We start from the raw sequence: 21,493 nt of genomic DNA on the forward strand, positions 1-21,493 counted from the left end.
AGATTAGAATTTATTATCTTCACTACCAACGGTAATGAGCAAAGGCGCGGTTGGCTTCCGCCATACGGTGAGTATCTTCGCGCTTCTTTACGGAACCGCCCTCACCCTTGCAGGCGTCGCCGAACTCTCTCGCCAGGCGTTCCACCATCGGTATGCCCTTGCGCGAACGCGAGTAGCTGATGATCCATCTGATCGCCAGCGCCTGCGCTCTGTCGGGCTTTACTTCGACGGGAACCTGATACGTGGCGCCGCCGACTCGTCTCGGACGAACCTCGACAAGCGGACGGACGTTCGTCATAGCTTTTTCAAAAACCTCGCCGGGCTCCATATTGAGCCGGCTTCCGGCCAATTCCAGCGCACCATAGAAAATACGCTCAGCGGTGCTCTTCTTTCCGCCCATCATGAGACAGTTGATGAACTTCGTCACAGATGCGCTTCCATAGATGGAATCGGGCGGCGTTATACGTTTCTTTACATGACCCTTACGCGGCATAAATAACTACCTCCACTAAAATTCCAAAACTACTTCGGTCTGCGTGCACCATAGAGCGAACGGCTCTGACGGCGGTTTTCGACTCCGCCGCAGTCAAGCGTACCTCTGATTATGTGATAACGAACGCCAGGCAGGTCCTTTACACGGCCGCCGCGGACGAGCACGACGGAGTGCTCCTGGAGATTGTGTCCTACGCCGGGGATATAGGCGGTGACCTCTATACCGTTCGTAAGACGGACACGCGCGACTTTACGAAGAGCCGAGTTAGGCTTCTTCGGGGTAACCGTGTAAACGCGGGTGCAGACGCCGCGGCGCTGCGGGTTCTCCTGAAGCGCAGGCGCGCTCGAACGACGTCTTTTTTCCTCTCTGCCCGTACGAATGAGCTGACTAATTGTTGGCAAATAGCTCCCTCCTTCTCATAGTAGTTGTTCTACTTTTTAAGAATCGCCGCGACCGCCGTCTTATGCGACACAACGCAGGCTCTTCCTAACTTCACCGAATCTTCCGCAATCTCTACGGGCGTCTGCGCCTCAAGCGACGCTCTCCTGACTTCTCCCGCAAGTTTTTCATCGGCGTCGTCCGCCAGAAATATCTTCAGCACCTCTCCGCGCTTCAGGCTTCTCATGACGCTGTTGAAGCCCGCCGTTCTCGGCGAGGAGGATAATTCATTTAAAGGCACACGAACACCTCCTGTGCGCAGCCGCACCAATATATATTAACAGCGCAGTGCGCGCGTGTCAATAAACACGGCGCTCTGCGCTGCGAAAATTATTTTATCGCAGATTTTTTACTCTGCGAAGTACGGCTCTGCCGCTTCGGCTTCCGGAGCGTCGCCGCCGATTTCCGTTATCTCGACCTTGCGGTGGCGCTCAACGCCTGTGCCCGCAGGGATGAGCAGTCCGATGATGACGTTCTCCTTCAGTCCGGCAAGCGTGTCCACGTCTCCGCGTACTGCGGCGGCGGCGAGGACCTGCGCCGTCTGCTGGAACGACGCCGCGGAGAGGAAGCTGTCGGTCGCGAGCGCCGCCTTCGTCACGCCGTGGACGACCGGACGCCACTGCGGCTCTTCGCTGAGCCGGCGGACAAACGAAACGCGCTGCATGAGCTTCTTGTACTCGGAGGCCGACGACTTGGAGCGGACGGTGATCGTTCCCGTCGCGACGGCCGCTATCTTCTCGAGCAGCGAGCTTGTGATCTCCTGAGCTCCGGCCGCGACGACCTCGCCCTTCTCGTTGGCGACGGGCTCGAGCAGTATCTTGCCGAGCACTCTTTCGGTAAGCAGCTGCTTCAGCACGCGCTCGCGCGTCAGTATCATGTCGTCGCACTCCACTCCGCTTATCGAGCCGTCGATGATGCCGCTGATGACGGAGCCGTCTATCACATGCGGGATGTTCTCGATGATTTCTCCGTCGGCGTTGAAGGCCTGCTTCACGGACTTGCCGAAGTAGTGGTCGATGAGCGAGTGGTGCATCGCGTCGGTCAGGTTGATGACCTCGGGCGACTTCCAGAGCTTTATCTGCTTTACGTTGTGCTTCTTGAGAAGCTCGATTACCTCGTCGCTGAGTACGGCGTCGGATTTCACGACGACGCTTCCGGCCTCGTCGGCGACGTCGCCGGCTATCCACGACTTGTCCTTGTTCTCTTCGAGCAGGTTCATGTCGCGGATGTAGACGGGCTGCGGCGCGAAGCCGGTTACCGCCGTGAGGTCGGAGGATGCGAGGCGCGTGCCTCCGGCTATGAGGACCTCGCCGGTCTCGGGCGACTTGAAGTCGCCGATGAGCTCAAGCCCTTCCATCGCGCGTCTGAAGTTGGTGTCTCCGATTATGACGCGGACCTCGCCGGCCTGGTCTTCGGCGATTATCTCAGTCGCGGTGCCGCCGGGCTGGAGTATCGCCTCGAGCGTTCCCTTGCCGAAGGACGAGTAATCCTGTCCGCCGTTCTCGGGGGCGGCAGCGCCTATGACGTCGACGATTCTGTAGTCCTTTATGAAGTTGTAGGACTCTTCGAGCGACGCGGCGTTCTGCGCGCGGATTTCTTCTACGGCCTTCTCGAGGTCGTCCTTCCAGACAAGCTCGCCCGATACGAACGCGCTGTCGCCTTCCTTCATAACACGGACGCGGTTGACCGGCGCGACCTTGCGCAGGATGGTCTCGATGTGCTTGTCGTTGATGGAGACGCCCTGCGAGCGGTAGACTTCCTGAATGCCGTCGAGCAGATAATGCTGGACAGCCTCAAGCCCTTCGACCTCGAGCAGCTGCTGCGGGTCGATGTAGCCTTCGGTGAGGATCTGCCCCTTCTTGATGTGGCTTCCTTCTTCTATGCCGGAGAGCAGGTTCTGCGAGGCGGGGATGTTGTATGAGACGCGCTCCTCAGTCCCGTCCTCGTGCTCCTTGGCTATTATGAGCTTGCGCTTGCCGTCCATCTCGCGAAGTTCGACGAGCGTGCCTTCCTCTTCGGCGAGGATGGCGACCTTCTTCGGGCGGCGGACTTCAAAGAGCTGCTCGATGCGCGGAAGACCCTGCGTGATGTCTTCTCCCGTGAACTGACGGACGCCTCCGGTGTGGAAGGTGCGCATCGTAAGCTGCGTGCCGGGTTCGCCTATCGACTGGGCGGCTACGACTCCGACCGACTCGCCTATCGCGACTTTCTTTCTCGTCGCAAGGTCGCGTCCGTAGCACATGCGGCAGATGCCGTGGCGCAGGCCGCAGGTCAGCGGGCTGCGAACCCAGACGGATGTGATGCCGAGCGACTCGATGTATTTCGCCTTCTCGGCGCTTATTTCTTCGTTTCTTTCAAGTATCAGTTCGCCGGTCTCGGAGTTCCTGACGTCCTCGAGGCTTACGCGGCCCGTGAGGCGCTCGGCCATTCCGATTGTGACCTTGCCGTCCTGCTGAAGCAGCGGACGGATCTCGACGCCGTGATGCGTATCGCAGTCTTCTTCGGTTACGATGAGGTCCTGCGCGACGTCGACGAGTCGGCGGGTCAGGTAGCCGGACTTAGCGGTACGGAGAGCCGTGTCGGCGAGTCCCTTTCGGGCTCCGTGCGTGGATATGAAGTATTCCAGCGTGTTGAGGCCTTCCTTGAAGTTCGCCGTGATCGGGTAACGGATGATGCGGCCCGACGGGTCGGCCATAAGTCCGCGGATACCCGCCATCTGCGCGACCTGTCCGCGAGAGCCTCGGGCTCCGGAGTCGACCATTATCCAGAGGGCGTTGGTGAGGTCCATGCTCTCCATGATCTTGTCGGCGATACGGCGTCCAGCGTCGGCCCAGAGGATATCCTTCTGGCGCATGTATTCGTCCTCGGTCATGATACCCATTTCGTACTGCGAGGTGAGGTCTTCTTCCTGCACTTCTGTGACGTCGAGTATCTCGCGTTTCTCCTTCGGGACTATAATGTCGCCGACGCCGAGGCTGATGCCGCTGACGGTCGACCAATGGTAGCCGAGCGACTTTATCGCGTCGAGCATCTCTACCATGCCGGTCTGGCCCACTTTGTCGTAGGCTTCGTCAAGCAGCTTGCCCATTTCTTTCTTATTGATAATGTCGTTTTTGTAGCGGAAGCCGGGATGCAGCGCGCAGTTGAAGAGCACGCGGCCCGGAGTTGTCTCTATCCACTTGCCGTCGACGGTGTCGCACTCCCACTCGGGGGCCTTCTTGAGCATTATCTTCGAGTTGACGTGGACGAGCTCGTGGTCGAGCGCCGAGAGGACGTCGTCCATGTCGCGGAAGTGCATGCCTTCGCCCTTCATGCCCTCGCGCATCGTCGTCAGGTAGTAGACGCCGAGGATGATGTCCTGCGTCGGCGTGACGACAGGCTTGCCGCTCGCCGGGGAGAGCAGGTTGTTCGAGGAGAGCATGAGGACGCGCGCCTCGGTCTGCGCTTCGAGCGAGAGCGGGACGTGGACGGCCATCTGGTCTCCGTCGAAGTCCGCGTTGAAGGCCGTGCAGACGAGCGGATGGAGGCGTATCGCCTTTCCTTCTATAAGCACCGGCTCAAAGGCCTGGATGCCGAGGCGGTGAAGCGTCGGCGCGCGGTTGAGCATGACGGGATGGTCCTTGATGATGTCCTCGAGGATTCCCCACACTTCGTCGCGTCCGCGCTCGATGAAGCGGCGCGCGCTCTTGACGTTCGGCGCGAGCCCGCTCTCGACGAGCTTGTGCATGACGAAGGGCTTGAAGAGCTCGAGCGCCATCTGTTTCGGAAGTCCGCACTGATATATCTTGAGGTGCGGGCCGATGACGATGACGGAGCGTCCGGAGTAGTCGACGCGCTTTCCGAGCAGGTTCTGGCGGAAGCGTCCCTTCTTTCCACGCAGCAGGTCGGTGAGGCTCTTAAGCGGACGGTTGCCCGCGCCAAGCACCGCCTTGCCGCGGCGGCCGTTGTCTATCAGCGCGTCCACGGACTCCTGGAGCATACGCTTTTCGTTGCGCACGATAATCTCGGGCGCGCGGAGCTCCTGGAGCTTGCGGAGACGGTTGTTGCGGTTGATAACGCGGCGGTAGAGGTCGTTGAGGTCCGACGTGGCGAAGCGTCCGCCGTCGAGCTGGACCATCGGGCGAAGGTCCGGCGGGATGACGGGAAGGACGGAGAGCACCATCCATTCGGGGCGCGAGTCGCTCTTGCGGAAATCCTCGGCGACCTGGAGGCGCTTTATGAGCTTGCGCTTCTTCTGTCCCGAACACTCGGCGATCTCTTCGCGGAGCTGGTCGACGAGCGTGTCGATGTCTATCTCGTGGAGCAGCGTGTAGACGCCCTCGGCTCCGATGCCGGCCTTGAAGTTCGGGTCATAGGCGGCGCAGAGAGCCTGCTCGCGCTCGAGTATGATGTCGCCGCGCTCAAAAGGCGAATCGCCGCCGTTGATGACTATGTAGCACGGATCTTCTATTGTCTCGCTCTCCTCGGCGGCCTGGAAGCGCTTGGGATATTTCTGCGTGTAGAGGCGCGACTCGCTCTCGGAGATGACGTCGTTCTTCGCGAACGGAAGGTGGACGACGGCCGTGACGATGTAGGCTTCCTGGTTGTTAAGGACGGCGCGGTCTGCCTTGAGCTCCGGATCGCGCTCAAGCATGACTTTTTTCTTCGTCTCGGAGACCATCTTCGCTCCGTCGACGGATTCGCCTTCCTTATATATTCTGTACGCGGGCTCGACCTTGAAGAGGTCGTCGCCGAAGTCGCTGCGGAAGCGTCCTACCTGCGCCGCCGTTATGATGTCGCCTTCGTCGACGGGAACGTCCTCGACCCTCGTGATGCGGAAGGCCTCTTCGGCCTTGAACTTCGGGTCGTAGAAGCGGTGGATGCGCTCCTCCGAGGCGGACATGAGCGAACCGCGGCGCGCGAGGTCTATCCTGCGCCCTTCGTTGACTACCTTATATACCTTTTCGCGGCGGCGCGTCGGCGCGAAGTAGACGACCTTCTCGAGGTCCTTGGTCGAAGCGCCGAGCAGCAGGCTGAGGCGGCTCGGGATGCCGCGCAGATACCAGATATGCACGACGGGAGCAGCAAGCTCGATGTGCCCCATTCTTTCGCGGCGCACGCGGTTGTCGGTGACTTCGACGCCGCAGCGCTCACAGACGACGCCGCGGAATTTCGGGCCGCTGCGCTTATATTTTCCGCAGGCGCATTCGTAGCTCCTGATGGGTCCGAATATGCGCTCGCAGAAAAGGCCGTCCTTCTCCGGCCGGAGCGACCTGTAGTTGATCGTCTCCGGCTTTTTGACTTCCCCGCTGGAGAGTTCCCTGACCCTCTCCGGGGAAGAAAGTCTCATTCTTACTCCGGCGATTTCATGGCCTATGTTAGTCATTAATCTTCATCCCCCTGGTCACCGGTCTCCGTGCCGCTTTCAAACAGATCGTCGCTCAGCGCCGCGGCCTCTTTTTCTTCGTCCGTCTCGTGCAGCTCAAGGCCGCTGTACTCCGCCGCTCCTTCGTGGAACAGGTCGTCTATGCCGCCTGCTCCGCGGCCTTTGGAGACCGCGTCGGCGTCGCTGAGGAATGCGGCGTCGATGTCGTCGACTGTCGCGTCGGGCTTGAACGATACGCGGCGCTGGCCTTTCTCCTCTTCCTCGCTGAGCACGAGCTCGCCGAACGTGCCGTCGGCGTACATAATTTCAACGTCGAGCGCAAGTCCCTGGAGTTCCTTGATGAGGACGCGGAAGGACTCGGGAACGCCGGGCTTCGTGAGGTTCTCGCCTTTGACGATGCGCTCGTAGGTCTTGAGGCGTCCGCGGATGTCGTCGGACTTGACGGTGAGCATTTCCTGAAGCATGTGGGCCGCGCCGTATCCTTCGAGCGCCCAGACTTCCATTTCTCCGAAGCGCTGTCCGCCGAACTGCGTCTTACCGCCGAGCGGCTGCTGCGTGATAAGGCTGTACGGTCCTATCGAGCGCGCGTGGATCTTGTCGTCTACGAGGTGTATGAGTTTCAGCATGTACATGACGCCGACCATGACCTTGTTGGCCATCGGCTCGCCTGTACGTCCGTCGTATATCGTTATCTTGCAGTCGTCGCGCATCTCGGGGTACTTCGTCTCCTGGATTTTCTTGATGTCGGAGGCGATGTCTTCCGAGGTTACGGATTCGAATACCGGCGTGACGACCTTGTAGCCGTTCTCTCTCGCGACGAAGCCGAGCATCGTTTCGAGAACCTGGCCGAGGTTCATACGGCTCGGAACGCCGAGCGGGTTGAGGACGACGTCGACCGGCGTGCCGTCGGAGAGGTAGGGCATATCTTCTTCGGCCATGATGCGCGAGACGACGCCCTTGTTCCCGTGGCGGCCCGCCATCTTGTCGCCTTCCGTGATTTTGCGGAACTGCGCGACGTAGACCTTTACGACTTCGTTTACGCCGGCGCTGAGGTCTTCGCTGTTCTTTTCGCGCGAGAGGCGTTTAATCTCGACGACCTTGCCGCCTTCGCCGTGCGGGACGCGCAGCGACGTGTCGCGGACTTCGCGGGCCTTTTCGCCGAATATCGCGCGCAGAAGCTTTTCTTCCGGCGACTGGTCGGATTCGCCCTTCGGCGTGACCTTTCCTACGAGTATGTCGCCGGCCTTGACCTCGGCTCCGATGCGCACGATTCCGTCCTCGTCGAGATTTTTCAGCGCGTCTTCGCCGACGTTCGGGATGTCGCGAGAAATCTCTTCGGGGCCGAGCTTCGTGTCGCGCGATTCGACCTCGTATTCCTCGATATGTATTGAGGTGTAGAAGTCCTCTTTTACGAGCCGCTGAGAGAGCAGGATGGCGTCTTCGAAGTTGTAGCCCTCCCATGAGACGAAGGCGACGAGGACGTTGCGTCCGAGCGCGAGCTCGCCCTGGTCGCAGGCCTGGCCGTCGCCGATTATCTCGCTCGCGTCGACGTGCTGTCCGTGCGAGACTATCGGGCGCTGGTGTATCGCCGTGCCCTGGTTCGAGCGGCGGAACTTCTGCATGCGGTATTCGTCATAGCCGCCGTCGTCGGTCTTAATCTCTATCCTGTCGGCGTCGACGTAGGTGACGGTTCCAGCGCGGCGAGAAACGACGCAGGAGCCGGAGTCCTTCGCTATGCGGTGCTCGATGCCCGTGCCGACGACCGGCGAGTCGGGGAATACGAGCGGGACGGCCTGGCGCTGCATGTTGGAGCCCATGAGCGCACGGTTGGCGTCGTCGTGCTCGAGGAACGGGATGAGCGCCGTCGAAACGGAGACTATCTGCTTCGGCGATATGTCGAGATAGTCGAGCTCCTTCGGGTCGACCTCTATGGTGTTGTCCTGGTGACGGACGTAGACGCCGCCGGTCGAGGACGGGATGATGTAGCCGTTCTCGTCCATCGGGAGGTCGGCGCGTCCGACATAGTATTCGTCCTCTTCGTCCGCGGAGAGATAGGTGATCTCTTCCGTGACCTGTCCGTCGACTACCTTGCGGCGCGGGCAGACGAGGAAGCCGTATTCGTTGATGCGCGCGAAGGTCGCGAGCGAGGTGACGAGTCCGATGTTCGGTCCTTCAGGCGTTTCTATCGGGCAGACGCGGCCGTAGTGCGTATGGTGGACGTCGCGGGCTTCGAATCCGGCGCGTTCGCGCGAAAGGCCTCCGGGGCCGAGCGCGGAGAGGCGGCGGCGGTGCGTAAGCTCCGCGAGCGGGTTCGTCTGGTCCATGAACTGCGAGAGCTGGCCCGAGCCGAAGAATTCGCGGAGCGCCGCGGATATCGGGCGCACGTTGATGAGGTCCTTCGCCATCGCGGTCGCGAGGTCCGGCGTCGTCGTCATGCGTTCGCGCGCGATGCGCTCCATGCGGAGCAGCCCTATGCGGACCTGGTTCTGGAGCAGCTCACCGACGGCGCGCACGCGGCGGTTGCCGAGGTGGTCGATGTCGTCCATGTGCTCGTTGCCGTCGCGGAGGCGGATGAGCCCCTTGACTATCGCGACGACGTCGGTGACGGTCAGCAGGCGCTCGCTGTTCGCGATGTCGAGCTGGAGCCTGCGGTTGATCTTATAGCGTCCGACGCGGCCGAGGTTGTAGCGTCTCGGGTCGAAGAATATGCTCGATATATATTCGCGTGCGTTTTCCATGCGCGCCGGTTCGTTCGGGCGCAGCTTGCGGAAGAGCTCGAGCATCGCTTCGTCGGGTGTGTTGGTGTTGTCGCGCTCGATGGTCACGGCGAGCGACGGGTCTATGTCCCAGACCCAGACCTTCGTGCGTCCGTGGTTCCAGAGCACCTCCATGTGCTCCTTCGTGAGGCGCGTGTTTTTGCGTATCTCTACCGTGCCGGTGCCGTCGGGGGAGATTATATCCTCCGCGAGCAGCATTCCGCGCACGTCGTCGTCGACGAGGTCCTTCTCCACCTCTTTGCCGTCGAAGAGGTGGATGAGCTCGTCGGTGCTCTGCACGCCGAGGGCGCGGAGCATCTGCGTGACGGGGATTTTTTTGCGGTTGTCTATCTTGACGGAGAGCACGTCGCCCGCCGCAAGGTCGAATTCAATCCACGCGCCGCGGTCGGGGATGAGCTTCGCGATGAAGGTCTCCTGTCCCGGGATGCCGAACTCGGCGCTGTAGTAGACTCCGGCGGAACGCGCGAGCTGGTTGACGACTACGCGCTCCGTTCCGTTGATTATGAAGGTTCCCCTTTCGGTCATGGCGGGGAAGTCGCCCAGGTAGATGTCTTCTTCTTTGATTTCGCCGCTCTTCTTGTTCACCAGACGAATCGTCGCGCGCAGAGGTCTCGACCATGTAAGGTCCCGGCTGCGCGCCTCATCCAGACTGATGGGCACGGGATCGACGTAGTATCTTACGAATTCAAGCGCGAAAGAGCCGTCGTAGCTTTCGATGGGGAATATTTCATCGAAGAGCTCCTGAAGCCCCTGCGAGGAGCGCCTGTCAGGCTCGGTGTCAGCCTGAAAAAACCACTGGTATGAGTTGCGCTGTACCTCTACGAGATCCGGCAGCGGTATGAGATCCTTTCCCTTGCCGAATGTCTTGCGGCGTTCGTATGCTTTGCCCGAGGTCTGTTTTACCTGCATGGGAGCATCCTCCCCATTCGAGAATTATAAGAGTGTACAATCGTACAAATGGAGATTATAACAAAAAAGCGACAGCTGTCAATAGACAGGTGTCGCCTGTTTTTATGTTCCGGCAGATATCGCTTATGCGTGCGGTTTCCCGACTTGCGCCATTATGCTACAAGGCGGCGCGGTTTGTCAAGCTTTACGCGGACGTTCGGCGCTTTTCCGCGCGAGCGGCGGCGCTCCGTGATTCGCGGGGCGTTGCGGAGCGCGGCGCCGGTGCGCTAAAATTCCGCCATTACGGAGGCGCACGGCGCGTTCCGCCGCGTGCGCGCGCTTTCGCGCCGGAGGTGCTGGTGTTGGAGAATTACGAAAATCTTGCGAAATTCAGCAAGGAGCAGCTCATCGAGCTCGTCGGGATATACGCGAAGAACTGGCTCGCGATGGACGGCGTCTGGTTCCAGTCGGTCGAGCGGCGCGACGGCATGGAGGCGGCGATGTATCACGACGTCGAGGCGTGGCGGCGCTTCACGGTCATCGAGGCGAAGCGCATCAAGGAGTTTCTGCGCCTGCCGGAGCGCGCCGGGCTCGAGGGGCTCGCCGCGGCGCTGCGGCTGCGCTTCTACGCGAACCTCAACGAGGACGAGCTCGTCATAGAGGGCGACACTCTCGTCTACACGATGGTGAAGTGCCGCGTGCAGACGGCGCGCGAGCGCAAGGGGATGCCCTTCCATCCGTGCAGGCCGGTCGGCAGCATCGAGTACGCCGGCTTCGCGCGGACGATCGACGACAGGATTTCGTGCCGCTGCCTGAGCTGCTATCCAGAGGCGACGGACGAGAGTTGCTGCTGCAAGTGGGAGTTCACGCTGGAGCGCGGGAAAGAGGACGGAAGCGCAGCCGGTTAACCTGCGCCCGCCGGGCTTTTGATAAAATTTCCGCCGCTCCGTAAGATTGACGGAGCGGCGGCGAATTCTGGGAAGCGCCGTAAGCCTGCGGCGCTTTCGTAAGCTTATGGATTTTTCCGCGGCTTCGCGGAGTTTTCCTAAGTTTTAGGGACTTCCGGCGACGCGGCGGACTTTTGCCGAATTTACAGGCTAAGCCTCGCGCTCATGCTCCTCGGCGTATTTATAGGCGGCTTTCATCATGCGCTTGTAGATGGCCGAGCAGTAGAGCGCGCCCATCGGGTTGTGCGCGAGGACGCGGTCCTTCGCCGCGACGGGGACGACGGGGGCTTTTGAATATTTTATGAAGAGCGCGTCGTGGCCGACGCAGAGCCCCATCAGTATGTTCAGGTCGGTCTTAGCCTCGTTGAGCACGGCGGCCTGCTCTATCGGGTTGCAGGATATGTTTCCTATGCGGTCGCTCTCCATCGCGCCCATCTCGGACTTCGGCACGCCGCAGACCTTGCAGTTGACCGTCGCTATCTCGAAATATTTATCGAGTATCGCGCCGAGCTTCGCCGCCTCCTCGGAGAATGCGGCGCAGAAGGCTATGCCGAGCTTTTTGTAGCCCATCTTCTGCGAGAAAATTATTATCTCCTGTATGCGGTTCGCCTCGCCGTAGTATTCGGCTTCGACCTCTGAGGCCGCGCGCATCATGCGGCGGTCGGTCTCGTCGGCGTAGAGCGCCGCGGCGTCGCAGGCGGTGCAGGCCATGCCGCCGCCGCATGGTTTTTCCGTACATTTATCGCATCTCATTGCAATTCGCCTCTTTCATATTTTTTCATGTCGTCGGGGAGCGGCGCTTCTATCCTCGCGCCGCGCAGCGCGGCGGGCAGGGCCGCGTCGTCGGGGAATATAACGAGCCGCGCGTGAAGCAACGGGCGCTTGCCCATCTTGCCGCCGTATTTCGCGTCGCCCGCTATCGGGTGTCCAATCGCGGCGAGGTGCGCGCGCGCCTGGTGCGGGCGGCCCGTGACGAGCTCCGCTTCGACGACGCTTCTGCTTCCGCAGACGGCGATCCGTCTGTAAAGCGTCAGCGCCCTCTGCCCGTTTTCGTCCGGGCGCACCGTGTTCGTGCGCGCGTCCTTCAGCAGCGGCAGGTCGATTTTGCCTTTTTCCGGCGCTACGCCCTCGACGACGGCTCTGTATATCTTTTTGATCCTGCGCTCCCGCACCAGCTCCGCGAGTATCCGCTGCGCCTGGCCCGTGAGCGCGATTATCACCGCGCCGGAGGTGTTTCTGTCGAGGCGCTGGACGGTCGCGGGACGGTAGTCGCTTCGCTCCCACCGCAGCTCATCAAGCGCGCGCGTGATAAGCGAGTCGCCGCCGCGTTCGTCCGGCTGGGTCAGAAGGCCCGCGGGCTTGTCGACTATCCAGGCGAAATCGTCTTTGTAGAGAGTTTCGAGCGGCTTCGCTCGCGGCAGCTCGCGCGCGGGCGCGGCGGCCGCCTTCGCGCCGTCTTCCCACGGCACGGTGAGCCGCTGCCCATCGGCGAGGCGGGCCTCGCCCTTCGTGCGTCTGCCGTCGAGGCGCACCTCGCCGGTGCGTATCGCCTTCATTATCGCGCCGAGCGGCACGCCGGGCCAGAGCGTCCGCAGCACGCGGTCGACGCGCCGCCCGTCGTTGTCGGCGGAGATTATGAGCTCGCGCGCCATTTTATTTTTTCCAGAAGCGGCGCTGCGTCGAGTTGTTCCACGCCGAGATGGGCTGGTCGTCGGTGAGGTTCTTGACGGAGTCCTTCCAGCAGAACATCCTGAAGTCGAGCTCGTCCGCCGAGGAGACGATGAGCGCCTCGGGCGTCGCGGGGACGACCGGCGAGCCGAACTCGCGCTGGCCGTGGTGGCTCAGCAGTATGTGCGAGAGGTGCGTCCGCAGCTTTTCCGAGAGGCTGAACTGCGCGGCGAGCTCCGAGAAGCGCAGGTATCCCTGCGCGACGTGGTCGAGCAGCGCGCCCTCGACGGTGATTTCCGGCACCGGGGCCATGCGGTATGACTCGAGCTTGCCGATGTCGTGCAGCAGAGCGCCCGCTATGACGACCTCCTTGTCCACGTCATAGCCGGAGGCCGCCATCGACTCGGCCATAGCCTTCGCGCAGGCCGCGACGGAGACGGTGTGCTCCAGCAGTCCGTTGGCGTAGGCGTGGTGGTGGCTCACGGCGGCGGGCCAGTCGCGGAAGCGCGTCCAGCGGTCGCCGTCGAAGACGAAACGCAGGAACCTCCCCGCCTCGCCCCGGCACTCGCCGACGAGCGCCTCGAAGCGCGCGGCAAGCTCGCCGACCGGTATAGGCGAGTGCGGCAGGTAGCCTGCCGGCGGATATTTTTCCTGGTTGAGCAGCGTTATCTTGTTGAAGTTGAACTGAAGCAGGCCGCGGTACTCGGCGACCTTGCCGTTGACTCCGACGGTGCGGCCCGTGAGCTGGACGATGCGCTCGGGCGGCAGCTTGTCGTCGTCGCTCTGCGGGGAGGCCTCGGACTTGTCGAGCCACTGCGCGTCCGACCAGACCTTCGCCTCGACGGTGCCGAGGCCGTCCGTCGCGGTCACGTCGTAGTATGGTTTGCCGTTTTTATCGCTTTTCTGTGAAATGTAGCTTATGACGAATATCGCCTTGAAGAGCGCGCCCGCGGGGAGCTTGCGCACCTCCTGGCTGTTGAGAAGCGTGTTCGCCGTCATACTTCATCTTCCTTCCGTAAAGGCAGTTTCACGTTTTTTAATGATAGCATTTTTTCGCCGATTGCACAGCGCGGCGCGCCCCCGGCTTTTTCTTTTCTTTACAGCGGCGGCGGCGGATGCTAGACTTTGCCGGAAAACTTGAATTTACGGGGAGAATCTGTAAAAAATGGCGGAAGATATAATTGCTGCGCAGGCGACGGCGTGGGGCGAAGGCGGCATAGCGATAGTGCGTCTCTCGGGCGAGGGCTGCGCGCGGCTCGCCGGGGAGATTTTCCGCGGGCGGCGCCCGTTCGAGGAGCAACCGCCGCGGTACATGGCGCTCGGCTCGCTGCGCACGCGCGGCGGAGAGACCTTCGACGAGGCGCTCGCCGTGCGCTTTCCGCGCGGCGCGAGCTACACGGGCGAGGAGAGCGCGGAGATACACTGCCACGGCGGCACGCTCGCGGCGCAGAAATGCGTCGAGGAACTCTGCGCGCTAGGCGCGCGGCTTGCCGAGCCCGGCGAGTTCACGCGGCGCGCCTTCGTCAACGGGCGCATCGACCTTGCGCAGGCGGAGGCCGTGCTCGGCATTATAAAGGCGCGCAGCGACGAGGCGCTCAAGGCCTCCGCGCGCTCGCTCCAGGGAGGGCTGACCGCCGAGATAAAAATTTTCATGGATGAGCTGACGAACCTCGCCGCGGCGCTCGAGGTGGACCTCGATTTTCCCGAGGAGGGCGAGGGCTTCATATCGCGCGGCGAAAGCGAAACACGGATAAAAGACCTCGCCGCACGCTGCGCTTCGCTCGTATCGAAATGCCGCGCGGGCATGCTGCTGCGCGAGGGGGCGCGCGTCGCGATAATAGGCCGCCCCAACGTAGGCAAGTCCTCGCTGCTCAACGCCCTGCTCGGCGAAAACCGCGCGATAGTCACTGCGATACCCGGCACGACGCGCGACAGCATCGAAGAGACCTTCATATACAACGGCCTGCCCGTGCGCATAATAGACACAGCAGGCATACGCGAGGCGGGCGACGAAGCCGAGGCGATAGGCGTCAGCCGCTCGCTGAAGGCGATGGACGAAGCGGACGTGGTGCTCTGGGTCATAGACGGCTCGGAGCCTGACCTCTCCTGCGGCATAGGCGGCGAAGAGTTCCGCCCGCCGGCGGGCACAGTGATAGCGCTCAACAAAAGCGACCTGCCGCAGAAAATCACCGAGGCCGGGCTGCGCGCCGGATTCCCCGGCTCTGAGGTCGTATCAGTATCGGCGGCGAAAGGCGCGGGCCTCGAAAATCTCAAAAAAACGATATTCCGCCGCGTCTCCGGCGGCGGGACGCTCTCCGGCGGCTATGCCGTAACCGCGCGGCAGATGGAATGTCTCACCGCGGCGGGAAAAGCCATAGACGACGCCGCTGCCTCCATAGAAGCGGGCGCGGGCTGCGACGCGACGATAACCTGCGTCGCCGAGGCGCGCGCGGCCCTCTCGTCGCTGCTCGGCACGGACGCGGCCGAAGACCTGCTGGACAAAGTATTCGGAAATTTCTGCGTCGGGAAATAGCGCCTTGACCGAGACCACGTCCGGCGAAGCCCAGCCGCGCGCACTGCTCATAAGCGCGCAGAGCGCGGACAAACTTGCGGAACTCTGCCGCGAAGCCGCGCGCTCGCCATTTCGATACGGCCTCCGCAGGCAAACGGACGCGCGCGAAACATTGGGGAAATACCGCCGCGCCGCCGTCGCCTCCGGCGAAGCGGAGGCCGCGGAAATCCTGCTCGCGCCGCCAGAAACTCACGGCGCGCCGAAAAAGCTCGCCTTCGCCTTCCCGGGGCAGGGCGCGGCGGGAGCCGTCCCCGTCGCGGAGCTTCGCCGCATCCTCCCAACCTTTTCAAAATATCTCGGAATTGCGGAAAAAGCCGCGGAGCGTGCGGCGGGCGTTTCGCTCTCGCGGATTCTCGAAAAGGGGCGCGGCGTCTCGGCGCTCGAGGAACACATCTCCGTCTTCGCCTACGGCGCGGCGCTCGCATTCCAATACATCGGCTGGGGCTTCCGCCCCGACTTCATACTGCCCCACTCGCTCGGAGAATACGCCGCGCTCGCCGTCTCCGGCATGGCGGAGCTCGCCGAAACCGCGCAGTTCGTCTGCCGCCGCGCGCTCGTGATAGATTCGATAAAAGAGCGCGGCGTCATGCTCCACGCGGAAGCGGCGCTCGATTTCGCGGAAGAGCTCGCGTCACGGCACGCCGCGGAGCTCTCCGTCGCCGCGGTCAACGGCGCGCGCTCCGTCGTGCTCTCGGGGACTGCGGAAGCCGCGAGACGCGCCGAACGCGCGCTCGACGCCGCGAAAATTCCGCACCGCCGCCTGCGCGTGCCCTACGCCGCGCACTCGCCGCTCGCGTCGCAAATCGCGGAGAAAATCGCCGCGCTCCCCTTCCCCGCGCTCAACGAGCCGTCCTGCCCCGTATTCTCGTCAATCGACGGAAACCCGCTGACCGCCGCGGAAGTCTCGCGCCCGCCGCGCCGCGCGGAGCAATGCCTGCGCCCCGCGCGCTTCGACAAAGCTCTCGCCTCGGCGCGGAACCTCGCGCAAGGCGCGCAAATCACCGCAGTCGAGTTCGGCGTACACCGCACGCTCGCGGGCGCGGGACTCGCCGCGCTTCCGCAAAGCCGCTGGCTCGGCGCGTCGTCGATGAAAAACTACGTCGCGGGCAAATCGCGCGAATACTGCTTCAAACGCGGCATTATGGAGACCGCCGCCGCACTCTGGGAAGAGGGCTTCGCCAACGGCGCGGAGTGGACGAAAATATAAGGATGTTTTGACTGTGGCTAAGATTGAGAGATTAATAAAAACGCTTGAAGAGACGGACGCCCCTTCAAAAGCCTGCAACGCAATCAACGCTCTCGGCAGAAAGAGCGGAGAGGACGAACGAGCTCCGGCTATGGAGGCGCTCGCCCGCTGCGCAGAGCATGGACGCGTCAATCAGGTTCTGCGCACGCACGCGCTTGCGACGCTCTCCTGCATGCTCTCTGTGAATGACAAAGATTTTACGGAGCTCTTCGAGCGATGCGCGAAATCGCAAGACTCAAGCACAGCTTGGTGGGGCGCGGAGGGCTTGACCAAAATCCTAGGAGCTAAGGCCGCCCCCATACTGCTGCCGCTGGTTTTCGAGCCGGGGCGCACGACCGAGTCAAAAGCGCACATCGTAGCGCTTCTCTCGCATGCTACAGGCAATCCGTTCGATTATGGGAAACCCGAAGAATTCCGGCAGTGGAGCGACGGCGACATAGACCGCGAAGCTCTGGCGAAATGGGCGGAAGCCGGATACCCGGCGGGGAACGGATACGCGCAGCCTGAGCGCCATCCGTCTCTCGACTCACCGGCTACGCCGTTAGAAAAAATCTGCGCGCGCCTTGACGCAAAACTTTCAAAAAAACGCGCCGCACATCAAAACCCGGCGCATCCATCCAACTGGCTCATACCTGCGGACGCGGAGGATTTGGCGACAATCACAGCCCGCTGGCGTCTGCCCGCGGATTACTTGGAATTTTTAGAAAAAGGTTCGCCGCTCGCCGCACAGCTGAAACTAAAAGGATACGGGGCGATAGAGCTCTACGGCGCACACAATTTGATAAAAGGGCAGGACGGTTATTCTTATAACCCTGTCGAAAGGCAGAGGATAGAAGATTGGCCCGACAGTCTGGTCGTCATAGCGCAGAGGTGGGGCGACCCGTTCTGCCTCGATTTATCAAAAGACGAGCCGCCCGTGCTTTTCGCGTTCCACGGAGAGGGGCTCTGGCAATTCACCGAAGAATTTCCAAACTTCCTCGCGTTTCTGAAATCGGTAACGGCCTAGCGCATCAACGTCTCCGCATAAAACAAGCGGGGCGGCCCGTCGTGAGCCGTCCCGCATTTTTTGGCCTTTGCGCGCAGAGCACCGCGCGATTAGTAGGCTTTCGCGAAGATCGCCTTTCTTGCGTTTTCCTTGCCGGTGTAGAAGCACTTGCCGCGCTCTTCTGAGTGGGCGAAGGGGAAGCAGCGCGGCGTCGCGCCGGTCGCTTCCTTGATGGCTTTTTCGTCCTCTTTGCTGCCCGCGAAGAATACTTCGATGAAGCCGCCCTTCTCTTCGAGCAGCTTCTTGAACTCTTCGAGGTTCTCGGCCTTGTGTGTGTTCGCGAGGCGGAACTGGAGCGCGCGGTTGTAGAGGTTCTGCTGTATCTCGTCGAGCAGCGCAGGGATCGCCGCCGCGGCTTCGCTCCACGCTATGTCGAGCTTCTCGCCGGTGTCGCGGCGCACTACGCGCAGCTTCTCCGCCGCGTATTCCTTTTCGCCGAGCTCGAGGCGGAGCGGCACGCCCTTTTGGAGGTGCGAGAAGAAGCGGTCGCCGGGGCGCATGTGGAACTGTTTGTCGATGTTGACATAACGTCCGCCGAGCGCCGCGTTGAGCTGTTTCTGTAGCTCTTCGGCCTTCGGCAGCAGCGCGCTTTCGATTTTCGCGTCGTCGGTCGAGATGGGAACGATGACGGCCTTGACGGGCGCGATGCGCGGCGGCAGCACGAGGCCGTCGTTGTCGGAGTGGGTCATGATTATCGCGCCGATGAGGCGGGTCGAGACGCCCCAGCTCGTCGTGTATGCGTACTGCATCGTGCCGTCCTTGTCCTGGAACTGGATGTCGAAGGCCTTCGCGAAGTTCTGTCCGAGGAAGTGGCTCGTCCCGGCCTGGAGCGCCTTCTTGTCGCTCATCATCGCCTCGCAGGTGTATGTGTTGTCAGCGCCGGGGAAGCGCTCGCCCTCGGTCTTCTCGCCTTCGAGGACGGGGAGCGCGAGGTACTCGGTCATGACGCGGCGGTAGACCTCGAGCATTTTCAGCGTCTCTTCGATGGCCTCTTCTTTCGTCGCGTGGGCGGTGTGGCCCTCCTGCCAGAGGAATTCGGAGGTGCGCAGGAAGAGGCGCGGGCGCTTCTCCCAGCGCATGACGTTGGCCCACTGGTTGATGAGGATGGGCAGGTCGCGCCACGACTGCACCCATTTGCTGTACATGTGGCCTATTACAGTCTCGGAGGTCGGGCGCACGATGAGCGGCTCTTCAAGCTCTTCGCCGCCGGCGTGCGTGACGACGGCGCACTCGGGCGCGAAGCCCTCGACGTGCTCCGCCTCCTTCGCGAGGAAGGACTGCGGTATCAGCAGCGGGAAGGCGGCGTTGACGTGGCCCGTCTCCTTAAAGGCGTCGTCGAAGTAGCGCTGTATCATTTCCCATATCGCGTAGCCCGTCGGGCGCACGACCATGCAGCCGCGCACGGGCGCGTAGTCCGCCATCTCGGCGACGCGTATGACGTCAAGGTACCACTGCGAATAATCTTTCTCTCTCGGCGTTATGTTTTTTGCCATTCCTTCATCCTCCGGTAAAAATCTATGTCGGTTCTCCGGCGCGGGAAATCCGTTCTATTGAAACAGGGGCGCGTCCGTCGCGAGGCCGCGCCGGTTTCTTATTCTATCACTTTACGCGCGCCTTTTGAACTTCCGCGGCGCGCGCGCGGAGCGCCGCGCTCTTGACTTTTCCGCCGTTGCGGCTATTATTTTAGTATAGTCGCGAACTAAAGCACTGAATAAACATACCGGAGGCACAGCCATGTCAAACCAGTGGAAAGACGATTTTACCGACCAGCTATGCGACGCCATCGTCGCGATCACCGACAGGGACGAAGCGTACCGTTTCCTCGAGGATTTAGCAACTTTCTCTGAAATCAAGGCCTTCTCGCAGCGGCTTCAGGTTGCGGGGCTTCTCATAAAGGGCTTCTCGTATCCGCAGATCGTGCAGGCGACGGGCGCGAGCACGGCGACGATTAGCCGCGTCAAGAAGTTCGTCGAGTACGGCACGGACGGCTACCGCGACGTGCTGCGCAAGCTCGAGAGCAAGGCCGCCGAGGAAGAAGCGCCGAAGAAGAAAAGTGTGAAAAAGTAATGCGCGGCGTTTTTTTCCCGCTCGCGCACGGCGCGCCGCTCCCCTCCGGGATGGCGGCGCTGCTCGAGGGCTCGTCGGTCTGGCTGACGGCTCGCTCCGAGGATGAAATTTCGCGCCTTTCAGAAGCTCTGCCGCAGGGCGCGGATTTCGCGGGCGGCTCCGTGACGGGCGGAGCCGCGCTCGCCGACCTCGCGCCCGCCGTCATCGAGTGCGCGGAGGCGCTCGGCGGCGTCGACGCCGTGGTATTCGCGCCGGCGCTGTCGTCGAAGGAGCGTCTCTTCCTCGACATATCGCCCGACGACTTTGCGGCGCACGCCTCGGCGCTGAACGCTTTCTTTGAAATCTGCAAATGCGCGCTGCCCTACATGATGGGGCGCGAGGCTCCCGTCGTCGCAGTGCGTCTGCCCGCCGCGCCCGCGAACCTCACGGAGCGCATGTACCGCGCGGCGATGGAGTCAATGCTCGGCGACATGGCCGAGGAGTTCGGCGCGTTCGGCGTATCTGTCCAGAAATTTTACGATTAAGAGGATTTTTCGGATTCGGCGGCCTCGGCCCCACGCAGCAGTATCGCGTAGGCGGCGAGGTCGTCGACGTTTCTCGGCGGCGTGCGCAGCGAGGTCGGCACGAGCTTCATGAGGCCGCGCGGCGCGTGCAGCCGCCAGTATATTTCTCGCGCCTCGAGCGTCGTGCCGTATTCTTCCGCGACTTTATGGGGAAAGGGCAGAGCGGCGCGGAATTCCGCGAACGATGTGCCGCTCCCTACGTAGACGGCTTCGGGCGCGGTTTTCGGCAGCTCCGCGGCGTTTCCCTCCTGCCGCCACGCGGCGAGAAGCTCCCAGCGTCCGCTCTTTACCGCTTCAATCAGCACGTCTTTCTTATCCGACGGGATTATCGCCGAAAAGAGAAGCCGCCCGCCCTCGGCGAGCGCGAAGCCCGTCTTCCAGCGTCCGGGGTCAATTCCCGCGATCATTGAAGATTCCGCGCTCCACCGACTCCCAGCGCGGGTACATCCACATCCACTGCTCCGGGTGCGCCTTTATGCCCTCGGATATGACTGCGTTGAGATCGTCGGTGCTCGTCTGGATGTTCTTGCCGAACGGTTCTCCGTCGCGGCCTTTCATCGGCGGGTAGAATTTCATCGAGAAGGTGACGCCGTCGGGGTTGCGCGTGCATATACCGGGAATCACGTCGCAGCCGAGCTTCGCAGCGAGCTTCGCGGGGCCGAGCGGCGTGCTCGCGGGAGAGCCGAGGAAGGGCGAGACGACGCCCGCCTCCTTCGCGTCCTGGTCGATGGGGACGGCGATGACCTCGCCGCGCTGGAGCGCCTTTATCATCGCCTTCAGGTCGTTCGCCTTGCCGAGCGCCTTCGCGCCCCCCGCGCGGCGCAGATCCTTTATAAGCTCCGTTATGCGTTCGTCGCGCTGGTCCGCGCCGAGGGAATTTATCGGCAGCCCGTGGTGCGCGAGCCAGCAGGCGGAATATTCCCAGTTTCCTATGTGCGCCGTCGCGAGCATCGCGCCGCGGCCGGACTTCACCGCGTCGAAGAGGTACTCGTGGCCTTCGCTGCTGACGAGCTCGTCTATCCGCTCCGCCATTACAGGCATACGCGCGAACTCCGCGGCTGCGCGTCCGAAATGCTCGTAAGCGCCGCGCACTATCTCCTCGGCGCGCGCGCGCGGCACGCCAAGTATTTTCATGCAGCGCTCTACGGCCTCGGCTACTTTCTTATGCGACAGGCGCGCGACGAGCGAGCCGAGCTTCCCGCCGAGCGCCACGGCGCGCTCGTGCTCCATGCGGCAGCAGAGCGCGCGGAATATATTCAGAGAATGCCATATAAGCGGCTGACTTTTTTCCGGCATGAGAACTCCCCTCAGGCGGAGCGGCGGTTCCGCGTCCGCGTCATATATCAAAGATTATACTATACGCGCGCCGAAGGCACAGAAAAAGCGCGGAGCCCGCAAGGAGCCCCGCGCCGTCGGGAATTTTA

General features: G+C 62.1%; 17 protein-coding genes. 6 read left to right on the top strand and 11 right to left on the bottom strand.

The genetic code is table 11. From position 1 onward, the window contains the following. Nucleotides 1-22: 22 nt before the first annotated feature. The 5 genes from rpsG to rpoB form a co-directional block, all read right to left on the bottom strand. On the bottom strand, nucleotides 23-493 hold the full coding sequence (gene rpsG, locus ABGT66_RS04545) for a 30S ribosomal protein S7 (RefSeq protein WP_294194961.1): 471 nt from the start codon (nucleotides 491-493) through the stop codon (nucleotides 23-25). Nucleotides 494-522: 29 nt separating this feature from the next. After that, nucleotides 523-894: a 30S ribosomal protein S12 gene (gene rpsL, locus ABGT66_RS04550; protein WP_294194959.1), complete on the bottom strand. Its 372-nt coding sequence runs from the start codon at nucleotides 892-894 to the stop codon at nucleotides 523-525. 29 nt (nucleotides 895-923) lie between these two features. Next, complete coding sequence (locus tag ABGT66_RS04555) at nucleotides 924-1,172, bottom strand: ribosomal L7Ae/L30e/S12e/Gadd45 family protein (RefSeq protein ID WP_346689128.1); 249 nt, start codon at nucleotides 1,170-1,172, stop codon at nucleotides 924-926. 108 nt (nucleotides 1,173-1,280) lie between these two features. Beyond that, a complete protein-coding gene (gene rpoC, locus ABGT66_RS04560; RefSeq protein WP_346689129.1) occupies nucleotides 1,281-6,296 on the bottom strand; it encodes a DNA-directed RNA polymerase subunit beta' in 5,016 nt (1,671 codons plus the stop codon). Continuing rightward, entirely contained in the window at nucleotides 6,296-9,982 is a 3,687-nt protein-coding gene (rpoB, locus tag ABGT66_RS04565) for a DNA-directed RNA polymerase subunit beta (protein ID WP_294194953.1), read from the bottom strand. Before rpoB ends, rpoC begins: the two co-directional genes overlap by 1 nt. A gap of 341 nt (nucleotides 9,983-10,323) precedes the next feature. Between rpoB and ABGT66_RS04570 the strand changes: the two genes are divergently transcribed. Then, on the top strand, nucleotides 10,324-10,869 hold the full coding sequence (locus ABGT66_RS04570; protein WP_346689131.1) for a DUF6125 family protein: 546 nt from the start codon (nucleotides 10,324-10,326) through the stop codon (nucleotides 10,867-10,869). A 189-nt stretch (nucleotides 10,870-11,058) separates the two neighbouring features. Here the strand turns inward: ABGT66_RS04570 and ABGT66_RS04575 are convergent, their stop codons facing one another. From ABGT66_RS04575 to ABGT66_RS04585, 3 genes are read right to left on the bottom strand one after another with little or no spacing between them, the layout of a single operon-like run. Beyond that, nucleotides 11,059-11,661, bottom strand: coding sequence for a DUF1847 domain-containing protein (locus tag ABGT66_RS04575; protein ID WP_346689133.1), 603 nt, complete (start codon nucleotides 11,659-11,661; stop codon nucleotides 11,059-11,061). After that, nucleotides 11,658-12,560: an RluA family pseudouridine synthase gene (locus ABGT66_RS04580; protein ID WP_346689135.1), complete on the bottom strand. Its 903-nt coding sequence runs from the start codon at nucleotides 12,558-12,560 to the stop codon at nucleotides 11,658-11,660. Before ABGT66_RS04580 ends, ABGT66_RS04575 begins: the two co-directional genes overlap by 4 nt. Nucleotide 12,561: 1 nt before the next feature. Beyond that, nucleotides 12,562-13,575, bottom strand: coding sequence for an HD domain-containing protein (locus ABGT66_RS04585; protein WP_346689137.1), 1,014 nt, complete (start codon nucleotides 13,573-13,575; stop codon nucleotides 12,562-12,564). Nucleotides 13,576-13,741: 166 nt separating this feature from the next. Here ABGT66_RS04585 and mnmE point away from each other — a divergent pair, with 166 nt between their 5' ends. The 3 genes from mnmE to ABGT66_RS04600 are packed head-to-tail and all read left to right on the top strand — an operon-like array spanning nucleotide 13,742 to nucleotide 17,400. Next, complete coding sequence (mnmE, locus tag ABGT66_RS04590) at nucleotides 13,742-15,109, top strand: tRNA uridine-5-carboxymethylaminomethyl(34) synthesis GTPase MnmE (RefSeq protein WP_346689138.1); 1,368 nt, start codon at nucleotides 13,742-13,744, stop codon at nucleotides 15,107-15,109. Nucleotides 15,110-15,113: 4 nt separating this feature from the next. Next, a complete protein-coding gene (locus ABGT66_RS04595) occupies nucleotides 15,114-16,355 on the top strand; it encodes an acyltransferase domain-containing protein (RefSeq protein WP_346689140.1) in 1,242 nt (413 codons plus the stop codon). 13 nt (nucleotides 16,356-16,368) lie between these two features. Further along, nucleotides 16,369-17,400, top strand: coding sequence for an SMI1/KNR4 family protein (locus ABGT66_RS04600; RefSeq protein WP_346689141.1), 1,032 nt, complete (start codon nucleotides 16,369-16,371; stop codon nucleotides 17,398-17,400). Nucleotides 17,401-17,489: 89 nt separating this feature from the next. Here the strand turns inward: ABGT66_RS04600 and proS are convergent, their stop codons facing one another. After that, complete coding sequence (gene proS / locus ABGT66_RS04605; RefSeq protein ID WP_346689143.1) at nucleotides 17,490-18,932, bottom strand: proline--tRNA ligase; 1,443 nt, start codon at nucleotides 18,930-18,932, stop codon at nucleotides 17,490-17,492. A 241-nt stretch (nucleotides 18,933-19,173) separates the two neighbouring features. On the opposite strand from proS, the gene ABGT66_RS04610 reads away from it, so the two are divergent. Together ABGT66_RS04610 and ABGT66_RS04615 are read left to right on the top strand one after the other, a co-directional pair. Continuing rightward, nucleotides 19,174-19,506, top strand: coding sequence for a YerC/YecD family TrpR-related protein (locus tag ABGT66_RS04610; protein ID WP_294194427.1), 333 nt, complete (start codon nucleotides 19,174-19,176; stop codon nucleotides 19,504-19,506). Continuing rightward, nucleotides 19,506-20,030 carry a hypothetical protein gene (locus tag ABGT66_RS04615; RefSeq protein ID WP_346689144.1) on the top strand — a complete coding sequence of 175 codons (525 nt, stop codon included), beginning with the start codon at nucleotides 19,506-19,508 and terminating at the stop codon, nucleotides 20,028-20,030. Before ABGT66_RS04610 ends, ABGT66_RS04615 begins: the two co-directional genes overlap by 1 nt. Here ABGT66_RS04615 and ABGT66_RS04620 read toward each other — a convergent pair. Both ABGT66_RS04620 and ABGT66_RS04625 read right to left on the bottom strand, forming a co-directional pair. Beyond that, nucleotides 20,027-20,476 carry an endonuclease gene (locus tag ABGT66_RS04620; RefSeq protein WP_346689146.1) on the bottom strand — a complete coding sequence of 150 codons (450 nt, stop codon included), beginning with the start codon at nucleotides 20,474-20,476 and terminating at the stop codon, nucleotides 20,027-20,029. The genes ABGT66_RS04615 and ABGT66_RS04620 overlap by 4 nt on opposite strands. Continuing rightward, entirely contained in the window at nucleotides 20,460-21,365 is a 906-nt protein-coding gene (locus ABGT66_RS04625) for a lysophospholipid acyltransferase family protein (protein WP_303149467.1), read from the bottom strand. Before ABGT66_RS04625 ends, ABGT66_RS04620 begins: the two co-directional genes overlap by 17 nt. Between the last annotated feature and the right edge of the window lie 128 nt (nucleotides 21,366-21,493).

The organism is uncultured Cloacibacillus sp. (assembly GCF_963926575.1).
GTDB classification, from domain to species: Bacteria; Synergistota; Synergistia; order Synergistales; family Synergistaceae; genus Caccocola; species Caccocola faecigallinarum.

Excerpts from the sequence above, each read along its gene's own strand:
- rpoC (WP_346689129.1), bottom strand. The coding sequence starts at position 6,296 with ATGACTAACATAGGCCATGAAATCGCCGGAGTAAGAATGAGACTTTCT.
- ABGT66_RS04585 (WP_346689137.1), bottom strand. The coding sequence starts at position 13,575 with ATGACGGCGAACACGCTTCTCAACAGCCAGGAGGTGCGCAAGCTCCCC.
- proS (WP_346689143.1), bottom strand. The coding sequence starts at position 18,932 with ATGGCAAAAAACATAACGCCGAGAGAGAAAGATTATTCGCAGTGGTAC.
- mnmE (WP_346689138.1), top strand. The coding sequence starts at position 13,742 with ATGGCGGAAGATATAATTGCTGCGCAGGCGACGGCGTGGGGCGAAGGC.
- rpoB (WP_294194953.1), bottom strand. The coding sequence starts at position 9,982 with ATGCAGGTAAAACAGACCTCGGGCAAAGCATACGAACGCCGCAAGACA.
- ABGT66_RS04625 (WP_303149467.1), bottom strand. The coding sequence starts at position 21,365 with ATGCCGGAAAAAAGTCAGCCGCTTATATGGCATTCTCTGAATATATTC.
- ABGT66_RS04580 (WP_346689135.1), bottom strand. The coding sequence starts at position 12,560 with ATGGCGCGCGAGCTCATAATCTCCGCCGACAACGACGGGCGGCGCGTC.
- ABGT66_RS04620 (WP_346689146.1), bottom strand. The coding sequence starts at position 20,476 with ATGATCGCGGGAATTGACCCCGGACGCTGGAAGACGGGCTTCGCGCTC.
- ABGT66_RS04610 (WP_294194427.1), top strand. The coding sequence starts at position 19,174 with ATGTCAAACCAGTGGAAAGACGATTTTACCGACCAGCTATGCGACGCC.
- ABGT66_RS04575 (WP_346689133.1), bottom strand. The coding sequence starts at position 11,661 with ATGAGATGCGATAAATGTACGGAAAAACCATGCGGCGGCGGCATGGCC.
- rpsG (WP_294194961.1), bottom strand. The coding sequence starts at position 493 with ATGCCGCGTAAGGGTCATGTAAAGAAACGTATAACGCCGCCCGATTCC.
- ABGT66_RS04615 (WP_346689144.1), top strand. The coding sequence starts at position 19,506 with ATGCGCGGCGTTTTTTTCCCGCTCGCGCACGGCGCGCCGCTCCCCTCC.